This window comes from Micromonospora sp. WMMD1082 (genome assembly GCF_029626175.1).
In the GTDB taxonomy this organism is placed as follows: Bacteria; Actinomycetota; Actinomycetes; order Mycobacteriales; family Micromonosporaceae; genus Micromonospora.
This window is the reverse complement of record NZ_JARUBM010000002.1, coordinates 4,366,297-4,382,732: the sequence shown is the minus strand read 5'-3', so window position 1 is coordinate 4,382,732 and position 16,436 is coordinate 4,366,297. Positions and strand designations below refer to the sequence as shown.

General features: G+C 71.1%; 29 protein-coding genes. 1 reads left to right on the top strand and 28 read right to left on the bottom strand.

Going from position 1 to position 16,436, the window contains the following annotated elements; genetic code table 11:
* Nucleotides 1–51 precede the first annotated feature (51 nt).
* From O7615_RS20265 to O7615_RS20130, 28 genes are all read right to left on the bottom strand, one after another.
* Nucleotides 52–915, bottom strand: a complete 864-nt coding sequence (locus tag O7615_RS20265; protein ID WP_278179314.1) for a hypothetical protein — start codon at nucleotides 913–915, stop codon at nucleotides 52–54.
* A complete protein-coding gene (locus O7615_RS20260) occupies nucleotides 912–1,511 on the bottom strand; it encodes a hypothetical protein (protein ID WP_278179313.1) in 600 nt (199 codons plus the stop codon). The genes O7615_RS20265 and O7615_RS20260 overlap by 4 nt, the downstream gene beginning before the upstream one ends.
* Nucleotides 1,508–2,419, bottom strand: coding sequence for a hypothetical protein (locus tag O7615_RS20255; protein ID WP_278179312.1), 912 nt, complete (start codon nucleotides 2,417–2,419; stop codon nucleotides 1,508–1,510). Before O7615_RS20255 ends, O7615_RS20260 begins: the two co-directional genes overlap by 4 nt.
* A 244-nt stretch (nucleotides 2,420–2,663) precedes the next feature.
* Nucleotides 2,664–2,831 (bottom strand): hypothetical protein, encoded by a 168-nt coding sequence (locus tag O7615_RS20250; RefSeq protein WP_278179311.1) that lies wholly within the window; start codon nucleotides 2,829–2,831, stop codon nucleotides 2,664–2,666.
* Nucleotides 2,832–2,993: 162 nt separating this feature from the next.
* Nucleotides 2,994–3,791, bottom strand: a complete 798-nt coding sequence (locus O7615_RS20245) for a hypothetical protein (protein WP_278179310.1) — start codon at nucleotides 3,789–3,791, stop codon at nucleotides 2,994–2,996.
* Nucleotides 3,788–4,573 carry a hypothetical protein gene (locus O7615_RS20240; protein WP_278179309.1) on the bottom strand — a complete coding sequence of 262 codons (786 nt, stop codon included), beginning with the start codon at nucleotides 4,571–4,573 and terminating at the stop codon, nucleotides 3,788–3,790. Before O7615_RS20240 ends, O7615_RS20245 begins: the two co-directional genes overlap by 4 nt.
* On the bottom strand, nucleotides 4,570–4,935 hold the full coding sequence (locus tag O7615_RS20235; protein ID WP_278179308.1) for a WhiB family transcriptional regulator: 366 nt from the start codon (nucleotides 4,933–4,935) through the stop codon (nucleotides 4,570–4,572). Before O7615_RS20235 ends, O7615_RS20240 begins: the two co-directional genes overlap by 4 nt.
* Before the next feature lie 3 nt (nucleotides 4,936–4,938).
* A complete protein-coding gene (locus O7615_RS20230; RefSeq protein ID WP_278179307.1) occupies nucleotides 4,939–5,232 on the bottom strand; it encodes a hypothetical protein in 294 nt (97 codons plus the stop codon).
* Between the two features lie 238 nt (nucleotides 5,233–5,470).
* Entirely contained in the window at nucleotides 5,471–6,103 is a 633-nt protein-coding gene (locus O7615_RS20225) for a DNA cytosine methyltransferase (protein ID WP_278179306.1), read from the bottom strand.
* Nucleotides 6,100–6,252 carry a hypothetical protein gene (locus O7615_RS20220; RefSeq protein ID WP_278179305.1) on the bottom strand — a complete coding sequence of 51 codons (153 nt, stop codon included), beginning with the start codon at nucleotides 6,250–6,252 and terminating at the stop codon, nucleotides 6,100–6,102. Before O7615_RS20220 ends, O7615_RS20225 begins: the two co-directional genes overlap by 4 nt.
* A 1-nt stretch (nucleotide 6,253) precedes the next feature.
* Entirely contained in the window at nucleotides 6,254–6,664 is a 411-nt protein-coding gene (locus tag O7615_RS20215; protein WP_278179303.1) for a hypothetical protein, read from the bottom strand.
* A 14-nt stretch (nucleotides 6,665–6,678) separates the two neighbouring features.
* Entirely contained in the window at nucleotides 6,679–6,804 is a 126-nt protein-coding gene (locus O7615_RS20210) for a hypothetical protein (protein WP_278179302.1), read from the bottom strand.
* Entirely contained in the window at nucleotides 6,801–7,427 is a 627-nt protein-coding gene (locus tag O7615_RS20205) for a hypothetical protein (RefSeq protein WP_278179301.1), read from the bottom strand. The genes O7615_RS20210 and O7615_RS20205 overlap by 4 nt, the downstream gene beginning before the upstream one ends.
* Before the next feature lie 139 nt (nucleotides 7,428–7,566).
* Nucleotides 7,567–7,716, bottom strand: a complete 150-nt coding sequence (locus O7615_RS20200; RefSeq protein ID WP_278179300.1) for a hypothetical protein — start codon at nucleotides 7,714–7,716, stop codon at nucleotides 7,567–7,569.
* Entirely contained in the window at nucleotides 7,716–8,222 is a 507-nt protein-coding gene (locus O7615_RS20195; protein ID WP_278179298.1) for a RusA family crossover junction endodeoxyribonuclease, read from the bottom strand. Before O7615_RS20195 ends, O7615_RS20200 begins: the two co-directional genes overlap by 1 nt.
* Nucleotides 8,219–8,488: a hypothetical protein gene (locus O7615_RS20190; protein WP_278179296.1), complete on the bottom strand. Its 270-nt coding sequence runs from the start codon at nucleotides 8,486–8,488 to the stop codon at nucleotides 8,219–8,221. The genes O7615_RS20195 and O7615_RS20190 overlap by 4 nt, the downstream gene beginning before the upstream one ends.
* A complete protein-coding gene (locus tag O7615_RS20185) occupies nucleotides 8,485–9,402 on the bottom strand; it encodes a hypothetical protein (protein WP_278179295.1) in 918 nt (305 codons plus the stop codon). The genes O7615_RS20190 and O7615_RS20185 overlap by 4 nt, the downstream gene beginning before the upstream one ends.
* Entirely contained in the window at nucleotides 9,399–10,268 is an 870-nt protein-coding gene (locus tag O7615_RS20180) for a PD-(D/E)XK nuclease-like domain-containing protein (RefSeq protein ID WP_278179293.1), read from the bottom strand. Before O7615_RS20180 ends, O7615_RS20185 begins: the two co-directional genes overlap by 4 nt.
* A 94-nt stretch (nucleotides 10,269–10,362) precedes the next feature.
* Nucleotides 10,363–10,752 (bottom strand): hypothetical protein, encoded by a 390-nt coding sequence (locus O7615_RS20175; RefSeq protein ID WP_278179291.1) that lies wholly within the window; start codon nucleotides 10,750–10,752, stop codon nucleotides 10,363–10,365.
* Nucleotides 10,749–12,098 carry a nucleoporin gene (locus O7615_RS20170; RefSeq protein ID WP_278179290.1) on the bottom strand — a complete coding sequence of 450 codons (1,350 nt, stop codon included), beginning with the start codon at nucleotides 12,096–12,098 and terminating at the stop codon, nucleotides 10,749–10,751. The genes O7615_RS20175 and O7615_RS20170 overlap by 4 nt, the downstream gene beginning before the upstream one ends.
* 3 nt (nucleotides 12,099–12,101) lie before the next feature.
* Complete coding sequence (locus O7615_RS20165) at nucleotides 12,102–12,542, bottom strand: hypothetical protein (RefSeq protein WP_278179288.1); 441 nt, start codon at nucleotides 12,540–12,542, stop codon at nucleotides 12,102–12,104.
* Entirely contained in the window at nucleotides 12,539–12,781 is a 243-nt protein-coding gene (locus O7615_RS20160) for a hypothetical protein (RefSeq protein ID WP_278179287.1), read from the bottom strand. Before O7615_RS20160 ends, O7615_RS20165 begins: the two co-directional genes overlap by 4 nt.
* Entirely contained in the window at nucleotides 12,778–12,999 is a 222-nt protein-coding gene (locus tag O7615_RS20155; RefSeq protein ID WP_278179286.1) for a hypothetical protein, read from the bottom strand. Before O7615_RS20155 ends, O7615_RS20160 begins: the two co-directional genes overlap by 4 nt.
* A 448-nt stretch (nucleotides 13,000–13,447) precedes the next feature.
* Nucleotides 13,448–13,720: a hypothetical protein gene (locus tag O7615_RS20150; RefSeq protein WP_278179285.1), complete on the bottom strand. Its 273-nt coding sequence runs from the start codon at nucleotides 13,718–13,720 to the stop codon at nucleotides 13,448–13,450.
* 5 nt (nucleotides 13,721–13,725) lie between these two features.
* Complete coding sequence (locus tag O7615_RS20145) at nucleotides 13,726–14,589, bottom strand: hypothetical protein (RefSeq protein WP_278179284.1); 864 nt, start codon at nucleotides 14,587–14,589, stop codon at nucleotides 13,726–13,728.
* A 71-nt stretch (nucleotides 14,590–14,660) separates the two neighbouring features.
* Nucleotides 14,661–14,939, bottom strand: coding sequence for a hypothetical protein (locus tag O7615_RS20140; RefSeq protein ID WP_278179282.1), 279 nt, complete (start codon nucleotides 14,937–14,939; stop codon nucleotides 14,661–14,663).
* Complete coding sequence (locus tag O7615_RS20135; RefSeq protein ID WP_278179281.1) at nucleotides 14,939–15,697, bottom strand: phage antirepressor N-terminal domain-containing protein; 759 nt, start codon at nucleotides 15,695–15,697, stop codon at nucleotides 14,939–14,941. Before O7615_RS20135 ends, O7615_RS20140 begins: the two co-directional genes overlap by 1 nt.
* A gap of 100 nt (nucleotides 15,698–15,797) precedes the next feature.
* The gene (locus O7615_RS20130) at nucleotides 15,798–16,037 is read right to left on the bottom strand and encodes a helix-turn-helix transcriptional regulator (RefSeq protein ID WP_278179280.1); all 240 of its coding nucleotides are present in this window, start codon (nucleotides 16,035–16,037) and stop codon (nucleotides 15,798–15,800) included.
* A gap of 136 nt (nucleotides 16,038–16,173) precedes the next feature.
* Between O7615_RS20130 and O7615_RS20125 the strand changes: the two genes are divergently transcribed.
* Nucleotides 16,174–16,416, top strand: coding sequence for a helix-turn-helix transcriptional regulator (locus tag O7615_RS20125; RefSeq protein WP_278179279.1), 243 nt, complete (start codon nucleotides 16,174–16,176; stop codon nucleotides 16,414–16,416).
* Nucleotides 16,417–16,436: the final 20 nt, after the last annotated feature.

Genomic DNA, 16,436 nt, shown 5'->3' with positions numbered 1-16,436 from the left:
TCTGGGCAGGGTTCGTCTGCCCATCTGAGTGGCGACAGTACACGCTGTTGGTCATCCGGCCAAGTCGAGTGGGGTGCGGGCGAGTCGGTCGGTGACGTCGCCGAGCCGGTAGGTGGCTGCTCCGTCGAGCATGCCGCGGGGGGCGATGATGCCGCGTCTGGCCCAGGTGGTGACGAGTTTGCGTACCCGGTTGCGGTCGTGGCCGGCGCGGGCGGCGACGGTGGCGATCTGGGCTGCGGTGAGCAGCTTGTCGTCCATGGCGGCGCGGAGGGTGTCGCGGCTGCGTTCGACGTCCCATTGTCGGCCGCAGTCGGTGGTGTTGCAGCGGGCGATGGGGCGGCCGGCGCGGGCGTAGAGCCAGGAGCCGCATTCGCAGACGCCGACGAGGACGTCGGCGGGTGGCCGGTCGGCGATGCGGGTGATGGTGCGGGCGGCTTGCTGTAGCGCGTCGTAGGCCTCGGCGGCTTCGGGGCGGTGGCGGAGCCAGCCGAGTTGGGTGGCGATCCATCGGGCGGCGACGGCGGCGTGGTGGTCGGTGGGGCGGTAGCGGATGGCGTGGCAGGACCGGTGGGTGCATGAGCCGGTGGGGCATCCGGGGCCGTGGGCGGGTCGGCGGTCGGGTGTGGGCACGGTTTGGCCGCGGGCTTCGGCGATGTGTCTGGCCCAGGTGGTGACGTCGTTGACGGCGTGGCGGAGTGCGTCTGCGGCGGTAAGGTTGATGGGGGCGCGGTCGTCTCCGCCGCTACGGCGCCCGGGTGCGCTGTAGCGGGCGAGGCCGCCGGCGGCGTCTTGGGCGTCGGCGGCGAGGCTGGCGATGTCGCCGAGCCACCGGTAGGCCCGGTCGGTGCACAGGCCACAGCAATACGCTTGATCAGCTACGGGGCGCTGGCAGATTACGCAGGTTGGGCCGGTCACGCCGCCTCCCTCGGCTTGTGGTCGCGGCGCAGCCGTCCGGCTTCGGCGAGCAGGGTCTGCGCGTGGCGTTCGCGGGCGGCGGGATCTTCCCACCACGCCCCGGCCGGTGGGGCCTTGCTGGCGCACCACTCGGGGACGGGCCCCATGCTCGCGTCGTAGTCGGGGTTGGGTTCGGCGCCGGCCTGGCGCTGGTGGTGCCGGTGCTCGCGTTCCCACGCGACGGTGCGTGGCATCAGCGCCTCGCGGTCACCTTCGGGGAGCCCGGTCCGGACCTTGCCGACGAACTCCTGGATCTCGGCGGAGCGGTCGGTGAGTGGGCCGGCGGTGGCCGCGTACGCCTCGATGGCCTTCCGGCGTTCCTGCTCGGCTTCCAGCTCGCGGCGTTGGCGGCGCAGCTCGGTGGCGATGCGGCGCACGTGGACGGGCATCAGGTATTCGGTGGATTCGCGGAAGTGTCTGGAGACGGCGTTGCGGGCGTCGTCGAAGTCGAGATCCCCGATGTCTTCGTGCCAGGCGCGTACGTCGACTTCTCCGACGGTGCGCCGGTCGCGGGCTGCGGCGAGGGCGAGAATGGCGGCTACCTGCGGCGGGGTCATGATGCCTCCTCTTGGGCGAGTCTCGCGGCGAGCGCCATTGCGTCACTGAATCGCTGGTCGGCGGTGGATAGTTTCTGTGCGGGTGGGTGGGTGCCGGAATTCATTACCTCGTTGACGACGGAGGGCAGCGTCGACGGGTGGAGTCCTTTTCTGGCCCATTCGGCGAATCCGCGTCTGATGTCGGCGGGGTCGGTGCCTTCGGCGAGCATCGTCTTGATGTGTTTGGAGACTTGGCCGATGACGTTTCCAGGTGGCCGCTTGCGGCAGTGGTCGATCCACTCGGCGACGAGCGCCTGCGTGGTGGCGGGTGGATCGGCGGGCGGCTCCACGAGAGCGAGGGTGGGCGGCGCGGCGAGCGCGAGCGAGCGCCCCGCCGTAGGCGGAGTTCCCTTCCCTTCCCTGTTCCCTTCCTTTCCTTTCCTTTCCTTTCCTTTCCTTTCCTGCGGTGAGTCCTCAGTGAGTGGTTGGTGAGTCGTCACTGAACTGTCGCCTCGGCCGGGCGCACTGGCAGCTTCCGCAGGTCGGCTCTCCTCTGACCTGGGCTTTCTTCCCGGCGGTCGGGGTGCCGGTGGGGCGGAAGGTGGCTCCGGGAGCTTGCTCTTCGTGGGTCGGTTGATCCGCTGGTGCTCATCCCACGTCCGCACGGCCAGATACCCCCGCCCACCCACCTCGTAGCGCACAATCAGGGACGCCTCACTGAGTTCGCGTAGGTCGCGCTCGACGTCGGCGCTCACCCTGTCGTCCAGCGGCCAGACGGCAGCCTTGATCAGCCGGGCGTCGTCAACGCACCGTCCGGAGTCGTCGACGTGGGTCCACAGGCCGATGAAGGTCAGTCGGGCGTGCAGCGACAGATCGGCGATGGTGAGGGAGGTGAAGAAGTCGGGCTTGATGGTGCGGATGCGGGCCATTACCACGCACCTCCGTTGCCGTCACGGTGCGGTGCGTCACGGTGCGCGGAATTGCCGTCCCATGGCATCATGCGGCCAGGGCTCCTTCCGGTCGGTACTGCGATCGGGTGGTGCCTTAGGGCGGTTCGGGTGTTACCAGCACCCGTTCCGTCCGCATTGATCATACCGTTTTCCGACCGCTTGCCGATCACCGGTGACTCCTGTTCGATCACGTATCTTGTGGTGCGGAATTGGTTGCGCCGGGCTACTTTCTTGGCAGTTCCGTTAGGTAGTCGCGCGGGTCGGCGTAGGTGCTGCGTCGCCCGCAGTCCCGCCGGTGGCGGCGCTCGACGGCGACGAGCTGCTCGGCCTCGAACCGGGCCACGGTGGTAGGCCCGGTCGGACAGGCGCAGACGGTCGGTTCGGTGAGCATCGACCGACCGCAGCCGGCTCCAAGGCGAGCACCTTGGGGTGGGAGTGGAACGAGTCGTCGACCTTGAACCACGTCATCGGGTGGGGCCTTTCGGGGTTGTGCGGGTGGGGCTGTGGGCGCGGCGCCCGGGCCGAAGAGGGGTCCGGCCCGGGCGGTCCGCCGCTACTTCGGGATCGGGAAGCTCTCCGTCGAGCTGAAGCGGATCAGGCCACGCTCCTTCCCGACCCTGCTGTCGTTCCACGACTTGAAGACCATCGCCACCAGCCCCCGCTCCGGGGTGCGCGACGACGACAGCAGCTCCTCCTTGAGTCGCTCCCGCAGCACCAGGACCGGGTTCCGTCGACCGAGGTCGGCACCGGTGGCCAGCCCGTGGAAGAACACGTCCGCGTGGTCGACGGAGATCCCGCACAGCGCCCAATGGCAGAACCCGAGCGGCGCGGCAGCAAGACTGATGGTCTTGCGGTACTGGTCGGCGAACTCCGCCGACGCCCGCATGTCCGGGTACCGCTCGATGGTGGTGATCAGTTCGGCGTTGGTGGCGATGGAGCCCTGCGTCGCGTAGTCCTTGCGGTCGTAGCGGTCCCACATGGTCACCCGCCGGGCGACGCTGGCGAGCGTCTTGGCGTGGTTCTCGCCGAGCAGGGCCAGGGCGTCGCCGGAGGTCCGCTTCGCGCCGGTGTCCATCGTCGTCTGCGTCTCGCGCGGCAGGCCGCGGATCACGAGGGCCGGGACGGTGGACGCGGCCTTGACGATGGCGTGGAGCCGGTGCTGCCCGTCAAGGAGAGTGCCGTCAACGGCGAACTTGATCGCTTCGCCGTTCAGCTCCCACGCCCCGGCCGCCATGTCTCGGGCGTACAGCTCGACGACGCGGGGGCGGACGTTGCGGTTGTGGAGGTTCTTGCCGAGCCACTGCTCGGCCATCGCCGGAGTGATGGCGATGATTTCCACGGTCGGGTTCACTTGCTACCTTCTTCCTGGCTGGTCATGCGGTTGATGGCGCTGGCGAGTTGCTCGGATGCGCGGATCAGGTCGTTGCGGACCAATGCGCTGACCTGTTCCGCGTTCCGGGTGTATCGGTCGTCATCGAGCAGTCGCTCGATGCGGTCGACGGTCTTGGTGAGGTCGTGGGCGGCAACGCGGAATGCGTCGGGGAGCGGCTTGCGGTTGCCGGCCCGTTTCCTCGGCTTCTCGGCCGGGGTGGGCTCGGAGGGTGCCGGGGTGGTTGGTGGCGCGGTGGTGTCGCGGACCTTGCGGACCACGTTGGCGCGGGACAGGTTTCCCTCCGCTTTCGCCTCCGTGAGGGCGGCCTCGAACTGCTCGTCGGGCACGCCGTCGGTCATGAGGTACGCCTCGTGAAGCTCTTGGCCGTTCGTGACGAGACTCTTCGGGGATATCAAGTTCGCGTCGCGAACTTGATCCGACCGCTGATCGCCCTTCTTGTTGATTCGGCCTTCGGCCTGCCCCTTGCGGATCGCCAGCCCGATGCCGCGCTCTGCCCGCCGCACGATCTCCGTTGCGGACAGTCGGGCGTCCTCGCCGAGCTGCTTCGACATCGCGTAGATGCGGATCGCCTCCGCCTGCGACTTCAGCTCGACGATCTGCTCGATGTCGCCGTGCTCCAACGCCTCAGCGAGCCACGTCTTGGCCCGCTCGCACGCCTGCACGACGAACTGGCCCGGGTCGGACGCGGCTTCCAGGGCGGACTGGTCGGAGACGATCAACGCAAGGTCGGTGGTCGTCATGCTGCTCGTTTCTCCTTCTTCTCGCGGGCCTTGCGTTCGTTGGCGCGGCGGAACTGCTCCGGCTGCGGTCGTCGGTGGGTGGTGTCGCTGCGGAGCCGGTCGCCACGCGAGGTGCCACCCCACACGCCGTACAGCTGGGTGGGCGGCTGCTGCTGCGCCCATTCCCGGCACTGCTTCAGCAGTGGGCATCGGCCGCAGATGGCCTTCGCTGCGGTGATGCGGGCGTGGAGCCGGGGCGTGCCCTGTTCGGGGAAGAACAGGTGGTCGCTGGCGCCTCGGCAGGCGGGTGTGATGCCGCGGGTTTCGGCTTGGTGGAGCCAGGTGGCCGGGTTGCCCCAGATGGCGGGTGCGTGGGCGCTCATCGGTCAGCCCTCCGCGTCGTCCAGGTAGCAGGCGCAGTTGTCGCACGTGTAGTGCTGGCCGTCGCTGCCATACGCGGGGGCGAGCATCTGCGGGTACGGCGACAGTTCCTGACCGCAGCCGACGCACCGGGTTCCGGAAGGCGGCTTTACCCAGCCGTTATGGTCGGGCTGGCCGTGCTCCGGCTTCCACAGTGAGGCGGCGAGCCAGAGGCCAGCGGCGCAGTCGGGGGCGGGGCGGCCTTCCTCGGCCTCGTCCCATCCGACGCGTGGGTCCCAGTCGGGCAGTCCGTCGTTCATCGGTCTCGCTTTCCTGGTGCTGCTGTTTCGTGGCCGCAGGTGCCGCACGTGGTGGGGTACATCGGCCGGTTGCCGTAGGGTTCGCCGGGCTGGAGGTAGCCGCCGCACTGTGGGCGGGCGGGTGGTCCGGCGCGGCAGGTGCCGACGGGTGCACCGCGCGCTCGGGCGTCTTCCCACGCGGTGTGGTCGACGTGGCCACCCGAGCGGAAGCGGCGCCAGATGTTCGGGGCGTGCTGGGTCACGGGGTCACCGCCGTCGGTCGGACCGCGCCGAGCAGCTGCTCGCCGATGTGCTGGGTGTAGGCGGGCGGGATGGCCTGCGACAGCTCTCGCACCGACATCCAGTCGATGTCCATGGCCGCTTTCCACTCGGCGAAGGTCGGCAGCACGCCGTCCCTCGTCGACCGGCCGCCGGGCATGCCGTGCACACTGACGACGCGGCGGTCGTGCCGGCAGCGAGGCAGCAGTGAGAAGAGCGAGGGGTTCGTCTCGAACCACCGGTGACGGCGGACCCCGAGGCCGAACATCTCCCCGCACAGCACCAGGTCGGGTCGCATGGGCGAACCCGGAACGTTCTCGATCACCCACGGAAGGCCGCTCCGGAGCAGACGCTCCCGGGTCGGGGTCAGCAGGTCGGGGTGCCGGTGGTCGTGCATGGCCGAGAGGCGGGTGAACTTCTTGCAGGGTGGTGAGGCGTGGATGGCGTCGAAGCCGTCGAGTGGGTACGTCATGGCGTCGGCCTGGTGGAACTCGAACGGATATCGGGGCTGCGGCCTGCTGTCGACGCCGACCACGTCGAAGCCGGCGCGGTGGTAGCCCATGGCGGCTCCACCGGCGCCGCAGAACAGGTCGAGCAGTCGGGGCCGGCTCATCGGCTGATCCCGTCCAGCTCGACCGTCTCCACAGGCCGCTCGTCGTCGGCCGGATCCCATTCGTCGCTGACGTGCTGGTGCGTGCAGATGCCCTGGCAGTCGTGGCAGCGGCCGGCGTGGCAGGGATCGCAGGTGAGTTCGTCGCCCACGTCAGCCCTCCGCCTGGTCCGGCGCGTGGGCGAACGTGACGTGTTCGTCGAACCGCTGGGCGAGCCGCCTGAGGCGCTTCTCCAGGGCGGCGAGCTGGTGGGCGAGCACGTCGGGCGAGATGGTTCGGGGTTCGATGGGGGCGGCCTGCCAGTCCAACTCGGCGTAGGGGACATCGCCGAGGTGCTCGCAGCTCTCCAGCTCGGTGACGCGGGACCGCGCTTCGGCCGCGTAGACCAGGGCGACCAGCTGGTGGGCGATGCCCTCATGTCCGTCGGGTCGGCGCGCGTACCAGCCTTCGAGGAGGATGCGGATCGCTGCGGCGCGCTCGGTGGAGCTGGTGGCGGCGGTGAACGCCTTCGTGGCGTCATCGAGGAAGTCGCGAAGTTCCTCGGGCTGATCGGTTTCGGTCATCGTCAGCTCCATGGTCAGCGGCGGGTGATGCGGTAGCGGCCTCGGCGACGTCGCGCCCGGGCCAGAATGAGGAGGCGGCGGACGCGGTCGGGTGCGGCGCGGAGGCGGGCGAGCACCTCGGCCCGCGTCTGCGGGATCACCGAGGCTCCCGGCGCGGCCACGTGTCGACGGTCAGTTCGTCGATGACCGCACGGTGGTCACCGTCGTGCCCGGAGGGCTCGGAGCAGCGGTAGGGCCGCAGCTCTGGCGGCGCGTCATGCTGGACGGCCCCGCACGCCCACTCGGCGGTCGCTTCGGCGCCGACGTGGCCGATCAGCCGGGCCACGTGCCGTTCTAGCTCTGCGACGCGGGCCCGTGTCTCGCGGTGGGCGGCACGCTCCCGGCCCAGCTCCCGCAGCGCCCCGGTCAGCTCGGCGCGGACCTTGCCCAGCACCGTGGCGGTCAGTTCGTGCCCGGCGATCTCCTCGGCGAGCTGCGCGTCGATCTCGGCCACCTGCCGCAGCGACTCGGCCTGCGCGACCGGGTCCGGTGTGACGGCCAGGCCGTCCGGCTCGCGTCGCCGCCGCCGCACCGTGTCGAGCGTCTCCACCGGATCGGCCAGGCGGCGATGCCGGTCCGGTGCGACGTCGGCGGCAGCCGCGACAGCCCGGTTGCTGTGCCGCGAGCACCCGGACTGAACCGCCCGCACCGGGCCGTACGCCGACGGGATCAGGGTGCAGCGACCGCAGTCGTCTAGGGGCTCCGGATCAGGTTCGGCGGGCACCGGTTCCGGCTCTGGCGTGACCTCCGGCTCTCCTGGGTCGAACTCGCTGCACGGGCACTGACCCTCGTCACGCGTGACACGGCAGCGACCCCGGCCGCGTTCGTGCCGCCACCGGCCGTGCGCGCAGTAGCCGCAGACGTCACGCACCGCACACCCCACACTCCTGGCCGTGGGCCAGGTGTCGGCGGCGGGCGCTGTCGGTGCCGCACGGCAGCACGCTGTTGGGGCCGGCCGCCCGCAGGTGACGACGGCGGCGAGGCTTCGGCCACGGCGGCAGCGCGGCGGACATCAGGCTTCACCGCCCGGCAGACCGGACGTCCACACCCGGATCACCGCACCCGGCACGGTCAGGGCGTCCGGATCCTCACTGGCCCACACCTTCGCCGCCCGCACGTACTCGACGACCCGGGCGTCATCCCGCCACACGCCCGCCGAGGTGATCGCGTCCTCCGTGGACCGGATCAACTTCGACAGGTCCGGCAGGGTGGCGGGCCGCTCCGGCGCCCCATCGCGCAGCAGGTGCGCGTTCCGGCCGCTGCGGTAGTGACCCTTCGGGCGGACGAACGTGAACACCATGGAGGCGATCAGCGGGCCGTCGAGCGGGTAGCCGGCGGCGCACGCCTCGCACTGGATGTGCGTGCACGAGCAGGCGATAGCGTCGAGGGCGGCGTTTCGCACGTCGTCGCGCCACGGCTTGACCTTCTTGGATGACTCGATCATGACCCCACGGCCGACGTGGCGTTTGGAGCCTTGCGGGGCGGGGTGGCCGTAGACGACGATGCGCAGCTCGGTCACGACGACCCGCCCGCCTCAGCCAGCCGACGCAACGCCAACGCCGCCACCCCGGCCAGGATCGACTCGTAATGCTCAGTCCCGTCCCGCTCGTCGATGACCGCGAGGATCGTCACCTGAATGTCGGCCAGCCACTGCTTCACGTCCCCGGCGTCGGCGGGGTGCTCGGCCATGACCTTGATGAGCAGGTCGGCCAGGTTGCGGCACTGCGTGTGCGCCCGGTCGGTGAGGTGCGTCGGGACGGCGTCCGGGTCGAAGAGCACGCTCACCGGGTCGCCCCCGATCCGGGCTGCGCCGTCTCCACGTCGTCCCACTCGACGGCACCCGGCGACGGCTCCGGCTCAACCGGAGCGGCGGCAGGCGCGGGCACCGGCGCCGCAGCGGCCTGCGCGGCGATCTCCGCCGCCGTCACCACATCCGGGAACTCGTCATCCGCCCGGGACTCACCCCGGCTGATCGACCCGTACACCACCGCCAGCTCCGCCAGATCAGCCGCCGTCCACTGGCCGCGCTTGCGGCCGACCCGCGTCTCGATCCGGCCGACCGAGATACCGAACTCGTCCTTGAACCTGCTGATCATGTTGGCGATCCGCTCCGGCAGCGGCTTCCCGCCACCCTTGCGGATCGTCGCCCGGCACGCGTCCTGCGCCGTCGCCACGAAGTCGGCGGGCAGCACCGTGAAGATGGCCTCACGGACCGCCCTGGCGCCGATGTTCTGGTTGTTCAGATACACGTCAGAGAGGTCCGTCAGCGGCTTACGCTGCCCGTTGGCCATCCGGGCGTGCGGCACCTGGAAGGTGCGGGAGCTGCGGACGTTGGTCTGCTGGTCCCACGCGTACGCGCGGATCTCCGAGTAGCCGCGCTCGTCGTCGCGGTGTAGCTCGTGGACGCCGTAGTCGACGTTTCCCCAGATCCGGGCCAGCTCGCGGGCCAGGTGCACGGACGCGCCGTTGCCGCGGTTGGGCACCGAGTAGAAGGCGCGTTCGGCGAGCCCGGACCGGGCGCACGCGGCCTGCATTTCGGCCCACGCCCGGTTCATGTCACGCGGGCACTGCTGGGCGACCTGGACGGCGGCGGCCACCTCCGCGACAGCGCGGGCCTGCTCGACGGCGGTCGTCTGGGTGGCCGCCGCGGGGATGGCTGCGGCGGGGGTGATGCGCTCGACTGCGCGTTGCTGGCTCACATCAACTCCTGTGCGTATCGGTTCTCCACCCATCCGGGCAGCGAGATCAGGGCAACGTCATCCGTGTAGGACGGCCACCGGCCCGAGGTAACGCACTCCCGGTAGCGGTGCCGGGCCTCCCGGTTCAGGTGCGCACCGACCTTCAGCGCGAACGGGTCCGGCTGCGCCACCGTCACCAGGAACGGTGGCTCCTTCTCCTGGCAGATGAAGACGACCGTCGGGTTGCCGTGCACGCCCAGAGCCCGGATGCCGGTCTCAATCCAGTCGGCCTGCTGGTGATAGCCGTACGACCAGATCGACCGCTGAAGGTCGTCCAGGGCGGCGGACACGGTGGTTTTGTAGTCGGCAACTATGAGCCGGTCCGTGTTGGCCGCCGAGTCGGGCAGCCAGTCGACGCGAGTCCGGCACCACACCCGCGTTTCCGGGTCGATCCAGAACATGGAGGCTTCCGGATGGCCGCTGCCGGGCTGGAGCAGCTTCGCCGCGAACGGATGCGCCAGCAGGGCAGCGGCCATGGCGTCGACCTTGTCCATGTCGGCCTGCTTCAGCGGCACGCCACCGGCGGCCCGGACTTCGGCGACCGCCTCCTTGGCGGCCTTGGTGTCCCACCGCTCGCCGGGGACCACGACCAGGTCAGGGCCGGTGCCGAGGACCTTGTGGTGCGCGGCGTGCCCGAAGTCGAAGGCCCGCTTGGGTGGGGTGGGGTTGTCGCGGCGGTGCCGGAACAGGGCCGGGCAGGAGGGTGGCAGCATCGCCCGGGCGCCGGTGCTGGAGAGGCTGCCACCGGGCACCGGATCGGCGTGGTACGCGTTGTCGGGTACGCCGAGGTAGATGCCGGGCTGCTCGACGACGAACGGCTGGGTCATGGCCGTGCCGCCTTGCCCGGCGGTCACTGGTCACCTCCGGCCAGCATCACGGTCAGCACCGCGGCGAGCACCAGCAGGAAACACAGCACGTCGCTCACACCGTCACCGCCGTCCGCTCGCCGGCCGCGATGTCCCGCAGCCACCGACGGGCGATGTCCTCCGGACTGTCGCCATACCGGCGCAGCACCTTCGCCAACTCCAGCTCCGCGTACGGAGGCCGCCACGGCACCGTGGACGGATCGAACGGCGCGGCGGCCACCAGGGCGGCCACGACCGCCGCGCGATCCGGCTCCGGACCGGGCTCCGGCTCAGGCTCGGGCTCGGCGGCCGGCCCCGGGTCCGGGGTGGTCGGCTCGTGGTAGATCGCCACGTCGTGACGGCCAGCAGCAGACGGGGTGCGGGTGGCGAGGGCCACGAGGAGCAGGCCACCGGCGATCGGGACCGCCAGCAGCACGCCGTCGAGCAGGTCACGGATGAGGCTCACCGGGCCACCCCCGCCGACTCGATCCGGCGGCCGAACGAGTCCACCTCGTGCAGCACCCGGCAGGACGGGGCCTTCGCCTTCGGCGCACCGCCGTCGTTGATCGGCCGCAGCGTTGTCACGTCCACCTCCACCGCGAGCCAGCGGGTGGCGGCGGAGCAGTAGTAGGTGGCCTGGTGCGGGGTGGGCGAGAGGTGGAGGCCGCCGCCGCACTCGTCGGTGTCGAGCCAGTCGTCGCAGGTGACCGTCTCGCCGACCACCCAGACGATGGGCGGGCCGTAGCGCTGGCCGGAGGCCAGGTCGTCGCCGAGGGCCTTGTAGAGGACGGCCTTGCCGTCGGTGACGGTGACGCCGTGGTGGTCGCACCAGGTGGTGGCGGCGGTGAGATCGAGATCGGTGACGTCGATGACGATGCCGCCGGTGACGGTGGCCTGGGCGGAGTGGAGGTGCACGGCGGCGTGGCTGCTGGCGGTGACGGTGCTACTTCCGTAGGCGTGTGCGCTGCTGGTGCCGAACAGCTCGGCGGTCGCGTTGCCGAACAGCCGGGCGGTCGCGTTGCCGAACAGCTCGGCGGTCGCGTTGCCGGACAGCTCGGCGGTCGCGTTGCCGAACAGCCGGGCGGTCGCGTTGCCGAACAGCTCGGCGGTCGCGTTGCCGGATAGCTCGGCGGTCGCGTTGCCGGACAGCTCGGCGGTCGCGTTGCCGGACAGCCGGGCGGTCGCGTTGCCGGACAGCTCGGCGGTCGCGTTGTCGAACAGCCGGGCGGTCGCGTTGCCGGACAGCCGGGCGGTCGCGTTGCCGAACAGCTCGGCGGTCGCGTTGCCGGACAGCTCGGCGGTCGCGTTGCCGGACAGCTCGGCGGTCGCGTTGCCGAACAGCTCGGCGGTCGCGTTGTCGAACAGCCGGGCGGTCGCGTTGCCGAACAGCTCGGCGGTCGCGTTGCCGGATAGCTCGGCGGTCGCGTTGCCGGACAGCTCGGCGGTCGCGTTGCCGGACAGCCGGGCGGTCGCGTTGCCGAACAGCTCGGCGGTCGCGTTGCCGAACAGCTCGGCGGTCGCGTTGCCGGACAGCTCGGCGGTCGCGTTGCCGAACAGCTCGGCGGTCGCGTTGTCGAACAGCCGGGCGGTCGCGTTGCCGAACAGCTCGGCGGTCGCGTTGCCGGACAGCTCGGCGGTCGCGTTGCCGGACAGCCGGGCGGTCGCGTTGCCGGACAGCTCGACAGCTTTCCCGTGCTGGCCGGTGAGCCGCAGCCACACTCCCCGCTCGGACTTGATGTGGACGCAGGTCACGTCGTCGTCCGCCAGGGCGGCGTCAAGCTGCTGCTGGTCGGTGATGTCGATGCAGGTCATGGGTCAGGACTCCAGGTCAGCGGTGGAGAGACGATCAAGGTCGGTGAGGTGCGCGGCCCGTTCGGCGGCGTGTGGCTGGAGGCCGATCACGAGGGCCACGGCCATCTGCGCGGGGGTCAGGTCCGCGAGCAGCTGGGTGTGCAGTTGCTCGCGGAGCAGCTCGCACGTCTGCGGGTCCAAGCCGAGGCGGAGCGCGGTCAGGTAGGACGCGAAGTTGTCGATGGTGGCGGCGATGGCGGCGTTGATGACCGTCACGTCGTCGTCGGGCAGCGCCGGGTCGTCGGGTGCGAGCACGGCCAGCGCGGTGCTCGCGTGCGCGTCGAAGTCCGGCGCCGGATCCGGGGCGGTCGGCTCGGCCACGCGCGGAGCGGTGATCAGGGCGTGGCCGAAGATCGCGGCGCTGACGAGGAAACCCGCGCCGAGGATGGCCATCCAGGCGCTCACGCCAGCCACCCCCAGACCAGGGCGAAGACGAGCATGACCACCACGGCGGCGATCCACCGAGCTGCGAGTTCGACCCGGCGGTCCCGCTGCGCCCACCGCTCGTCGCGCCAGGCGAAGTAGGCGTTGACCTGCTCCATGTCCACTCCGGGGCAGGACAGCTCGTGGTGCGTGCCGAACGTCGCCCAGCAGTGCGGGCACGGCGAGGTGTCGATGTGGATCGGCAGCGGGTTCGGGGTCACCGGGTCACCTGCTTGCGGTGCTTGCGCACCTTGCCGCGCGGCGCCGGCCGGTCCGGCTCGACCAGGCCGAGCATCTCGGCGACGTCGGCGTGCCCGTTGCGCAGCAGCCAGCGCAGGGCGTCCGCTTCCTGCTGTTCGCGGTGGGCGCGGTCGGCTTCGGCGGCGGAGACGCGGGCGGTGGAGAGTCCGCCATCGAGGCCGTCGACGTGGCTGCTCATGCCGCCTCACCGCCCTGAGGGTGCGGCAGGAACGCCCCCGAACCTGCCGCACCCCGCGTGGCCCCCCGCCCGGGCGGAACGGATGATGTTGCCCACGGTGGGCTGCCCGGACGGGGAGTCATCGCTGCCCCGACCGGTGCGCCAACACCGGTCGGGGCTTCGCGCACCGCCGGCGCAATGGCGGTGCGCGAGCCGGGCGTCGGCCTCACCCGCGCGGGCGGGCGGTCTTCGGGGCCCCGCAGGGCCGGGTCGGTCAGCGCACCAGGCGGCGTCAACGGCCGGGCAAGCCGGATCAACAGCTCGTCGGTGCACGGGTCGCACGCACACCACAGCGGATGCTTGTCGACGGGTGCCGCATCCACCGGTGCGGCGGCGGGGAAGATCGGCGGCTCGGTGCTGCGCGGGTGCCACGGCCCCTGCGGGGTGCCGGGCGGCATCGTCGGCTGAGTCACCGTGCCACCCCCGCCGTCACGTCCAGCACGTTCAGCACCAGCTCGTCGTCCTGCGCGTTCGGCCACGGGTCCACCGGCGGCGCCAGCACCAGCCACTCGCCGGCACGCTGCCGGCGGGCCTGCACCCGACGCTCCTGGGCCCGGCGCGCCTGCCGCACATCCTGCCGGCGGCCGATGACTGCGGCGACCGCGACCAGCAGCACGGTGATAGCGAGGCCACCGACCTCGGGCGCCGACTCGGCGAGCGCCTGCGTGATCACGTCCAGCACGGCGATCACTCCCCGGCCGGAGCGGTGTGCTTGCAGCCGCAGCGACCCGAGCCCAGGCCGGACTTTCCGATGGGCCGGGCGATGCAGCCGGCGTCGATCAGGTGCTCGGACTCGTGCGTGCAGGCCGGGCAGCGCCACGGGCTGGCGGTGGGCTGAGGCATCAGCCGGGCCAACTGCTCGGCGGACGACTCGACCGGGGCGGTGGGGGTTACCCCGGCGGCGCCCGGAGCCTCGCGCTCGACAGGCGCCGCCAGGGCTGGAGCAGCATGGTCGCCGGGGCCACCGGCAACGCCGGGTCGCGATGCCTCGTCGACGTCCGCTCCATCCGCCAGCGGAATGACAACGCTGGCGGCCGTCTCGTTGTCCTGCGCGGCGGCGGGCATCAACTCCTGCGACTGGACATGCACCGTCAGCACGTCACCCGGCCGCTCCCGATCAACCACCGGGATGTTCTTCTCCGTGCCGCCGCCCCTGACCGCGACACCGAGGTACGTCGCCCACACCTCCACCTCGGCGTACGTCCAGACCGCCGCGCTCACGTTGAACCCGTAACGCGGCACCGGCAGCTGCTTGTCCTCGATGTCGTCGGCCAGCTCCCGCAGCGCCGCGACCGCAGCCGCGCGACGCCCGGCCTGCTCGATCTCCGCCAGGGTCTCGGCCGTCACCAGGTCCACCCGCTGCGACGGGGCCAGGAGTAGCGTCCGCGCCGGCCCGACGTGGACCGGGATCAGCACCAGCAGCACCTGCCCCGTCTCGACCTGGTAGGTGTGGTCGATGCGGTACGGCACGGTGTGGGGCGGCACGGTGATGTGCTGGCCGACGGTCAGCTCACCGGCGGCGGTGAATCGTGGGGTAGTCTCCGAGGTCATCGACCTGTCCTTTCGAGGTGATCGGGTCGGTACTCGCGGGTCGCCTCTCACCAGGCGGCCCGCGTCTTGCGTCAGCGGTCGGCCCGGCGGGCCTCGTCGATCGCCAGCTCCAGCTGGTCGAGCTGCCACTGCCGGATCTCCGCCTCCGTGGCCGGACGCACCACCGTCGGCTCAGGCGAGCCGGTCGGGGCCGGGTTCGCCGCGCCGGCCAGGTAGACCAGCACCAGCACGGACAGGAACGACGCCTGGACGATGCAGCCGAGCAGCTGGTCGACGGTCATCGAGCGCAGAGGCAGCTCGCGCCACGGCCGGGTCAGGCCGTAGGCGAAGTCGGCAAGGAACTCGCGCATCACGGCCGAGCCACCTTCAGCGCAGACCACACCGCGTCGAACAGCGGCCGATCCGCCTCCGTGTAGCCAGCGACCCGACGCAACGCCCCGTCGACGAACCGCTCGACGGACGGCGGCTCCGTACCGTGCTCGGCGACGTACAGGCCCTTCAGCCGCTTACCGAACTGGCTGGACAGGGACCGCAGCGTCGACCCGGCCACGCCCCGGTCGGACAGGTACTCGCCGACCGTCAGCGGCCGGTCGGCCGGGTTGACCTCCGGCTCTTCGCCGAGGGCGCGGGCCGCGACGTGCCGGGCCCTCGCCTCCAGCCAGTGGGGGTCGACCAGGCCGTCGAGAGTGCGGAGCACGCGGGCCTGCGCCTCGGCGCGGCCGATGATCGTGGCGAGTTGGTCTTCGGTGGCGCGGGGGTTGATCGCGCCACCCTGCGTCCAGTACCGCTCGATGACGTCGGCGATCTCTTGCTGGTAGGCGATCAGTAGGGGACGGGCGTCTTCGGCGACGCGCTTCTCGTCGATGGTGGCGAGCAGCATCAGGAAGGTGCGGACGTCGACGGTGACCATCTGCTGGATGCCGCCGGGAGTAGGTATGGGCGTAACGCCCATGCCCGCCCACGACCTGCGGCGGAGCCGCTGAAGCTGGCCGGAGTAGTCGACGCCGATCGATTCCAGGGCGGGCTTCAGCACGATGTGCGGCCGGCCGGCCTGGTCGACGGCCAGCAGTTCGGTGCCGCGAAACGGGATGCGCACCAGCTCGGTCACTCGGGGCACCTCCTTCGTGGGTTGGGCGGGTTCGCGGGGCGGGGGTTGCTGGGGTGTGTCGGCCGTGGTCCGGAGGGCTTCGGGCCGGTGGGACCAGGGGTCACGCGGCGGCGGCCGTCGCGGGCGAGGGAAGGAAGGTGGAGGCGGGCACGCCGAGCGCGGCGGCGACCTTCTCCAGGTCGGCCAGCGTCAGCGAGACCTTTCCGGTGAGTCGGCGCGACAGGTAGATGTGCGAGACGCCCATGGCCTCGGCGACCGCTCGGCCGCTCTTCTGCTGCCGACCCATCTCGGCTCGAATCTCGGCGGCGACCGCCTGCGAGAGCGTTACGTCGTGGGTCATGGAGGTAGCATCTAACGCTCAGCGTTAGGTGTCAAGCCCACGGGCTAACGGTGGCCGTTAGTATGAGGTGCGCTCGGTGATGGGCCGTTCACCCAACCCTTGCCATTGGAACGCTCAGCGTTAGATACTGACGCTCATGGAGAACTCAGGTCGCAAGCCGCTGCGCTACCACGTAGCCGGAGAGATCCGCGCCCACCTCGGCAGACAGCAGATCAGCGGCGCGAAGCTGGCCCAGGCCATCGACCGGTCAGAGATGTACGTCAGCCGACGCCTGAACGGCCGAACCTCATTCGACCTTGACGATCTGGAGAAGATCGCCGACGTGCTCGGCGTCACCGTCGCCGACCTGATGCCGGTAACTGCGGCTACCCAACGGTAGCCGTAGTTATCCGCGCCAAG

Coding starts and splice junctions, on each gene's coding strand:
- O7615_RS20260 (WP_278179313.1), bottom strand. CDS start 1,511: ATGACCCCGCCGCAGGTAGCCGCCATTCTCGCCCTCGCCGCAGCCCGC.
- O7615_RS20255 (WP_278179312.1), bottom strand. CDS start 2,419: ATGGCCCGCATCCGCACCATCAAGCCCGACTTCTTCACCTCCCTCACC.
- O7615_RS20250 (WP_278179311.1), bottom strand. CDS start 2,831: ATGCTCACCGAACCGACCGTCTGCGCCTGTCCGACCGGGCCTACCACC.
- O7615_RS20240 (WP_278179309.1), bottom strand. CDS start 4,573: ATGACGACCACCGACCTTGCGTTGATCGTCTCCGACCAGTCCGCCCTG.
- O7615_RS20235 (WP_278179308.1), bottom strand. CDS start 4,935: ATGAGCGCCCACGCACCCGCCATCTGGGGCAACCCGGCCACCTGGCTC.
- O7615_RS20230 (WP_278179307.1), bottom strand. CDS start 5,232: ATGAACGACGGACTGCCCGACTGGGACCCACGCGTCGGATGGGACGAG.
- O7615_RS20225 (WP_278179306.1), bottom strand. CDS start 6,103: ATGAGCCGGCCCCGACTGCTCGACCTGTTCTGCGGCGCCGGTGGAGCC.
- O7615_RS20215 (WP_278179303.1), bottom strand. CDS start 6,664: ATGACCGAAACCGATCAGCCCGAGGAACTTCGCGACTTCCTCGATGAC.
- O7615_RS20200 (WP_278179300.1), bottom strand. CDS start 7,716: ATGTCCGCCGCGCTGCCGCCGTGGCCGAAGCCTCGCCGCCGTCGTCAC.
- O7615_RS20180 (WP_278179293.1), bottom strand. CDS start 10,268: ATGACCCAGCCGTTCGTCGTCGAGCAGCCCGGCATCTACCTCGGCGTA.
- O7615_RS20170 (WP_278179290.1), bottom strand. CDS start 12,098: ATGACCTGCATCGACATCACCGACCAGCAGCAGCTTGACGCCGCCCTG.
- O7615_RS20155 (WP_278179286.1), bottom strand. CDS start 12,999: ATGAGCAGCCACGTCGACGGCCTCGATGGCGGACTCTCCACCGCCCGC.
- O7615_RS20145 (WP_278179284.1), bottom strand. CDS start 14,589: ATGACCTCGGAGACTACCCCACGATTCACCGCCGCCGGTGAGCTGACC.
- O7615_RS20140 (WP_278179282.1), bottom strand. CDS start 14,939: ATGCGCGAGTTCCTTGCCGACTTCGCCTACGGCCTGACCCGGCCGTGG.
- O7615_RS20130 (WP_278179280.1), bottom strand. CDS start 16,037: ATGACCCACGACGTAACGCTCTCGCAGGCGGTCGCCGCCGAGATTCGA.
- O7615_RS20125 (WP_278179279.1), top strand. CDS start 16,174: ATGGAGAACTCAGGTCGCAAGCCGCTGCGCTACCACGTAGCCGGAGAG.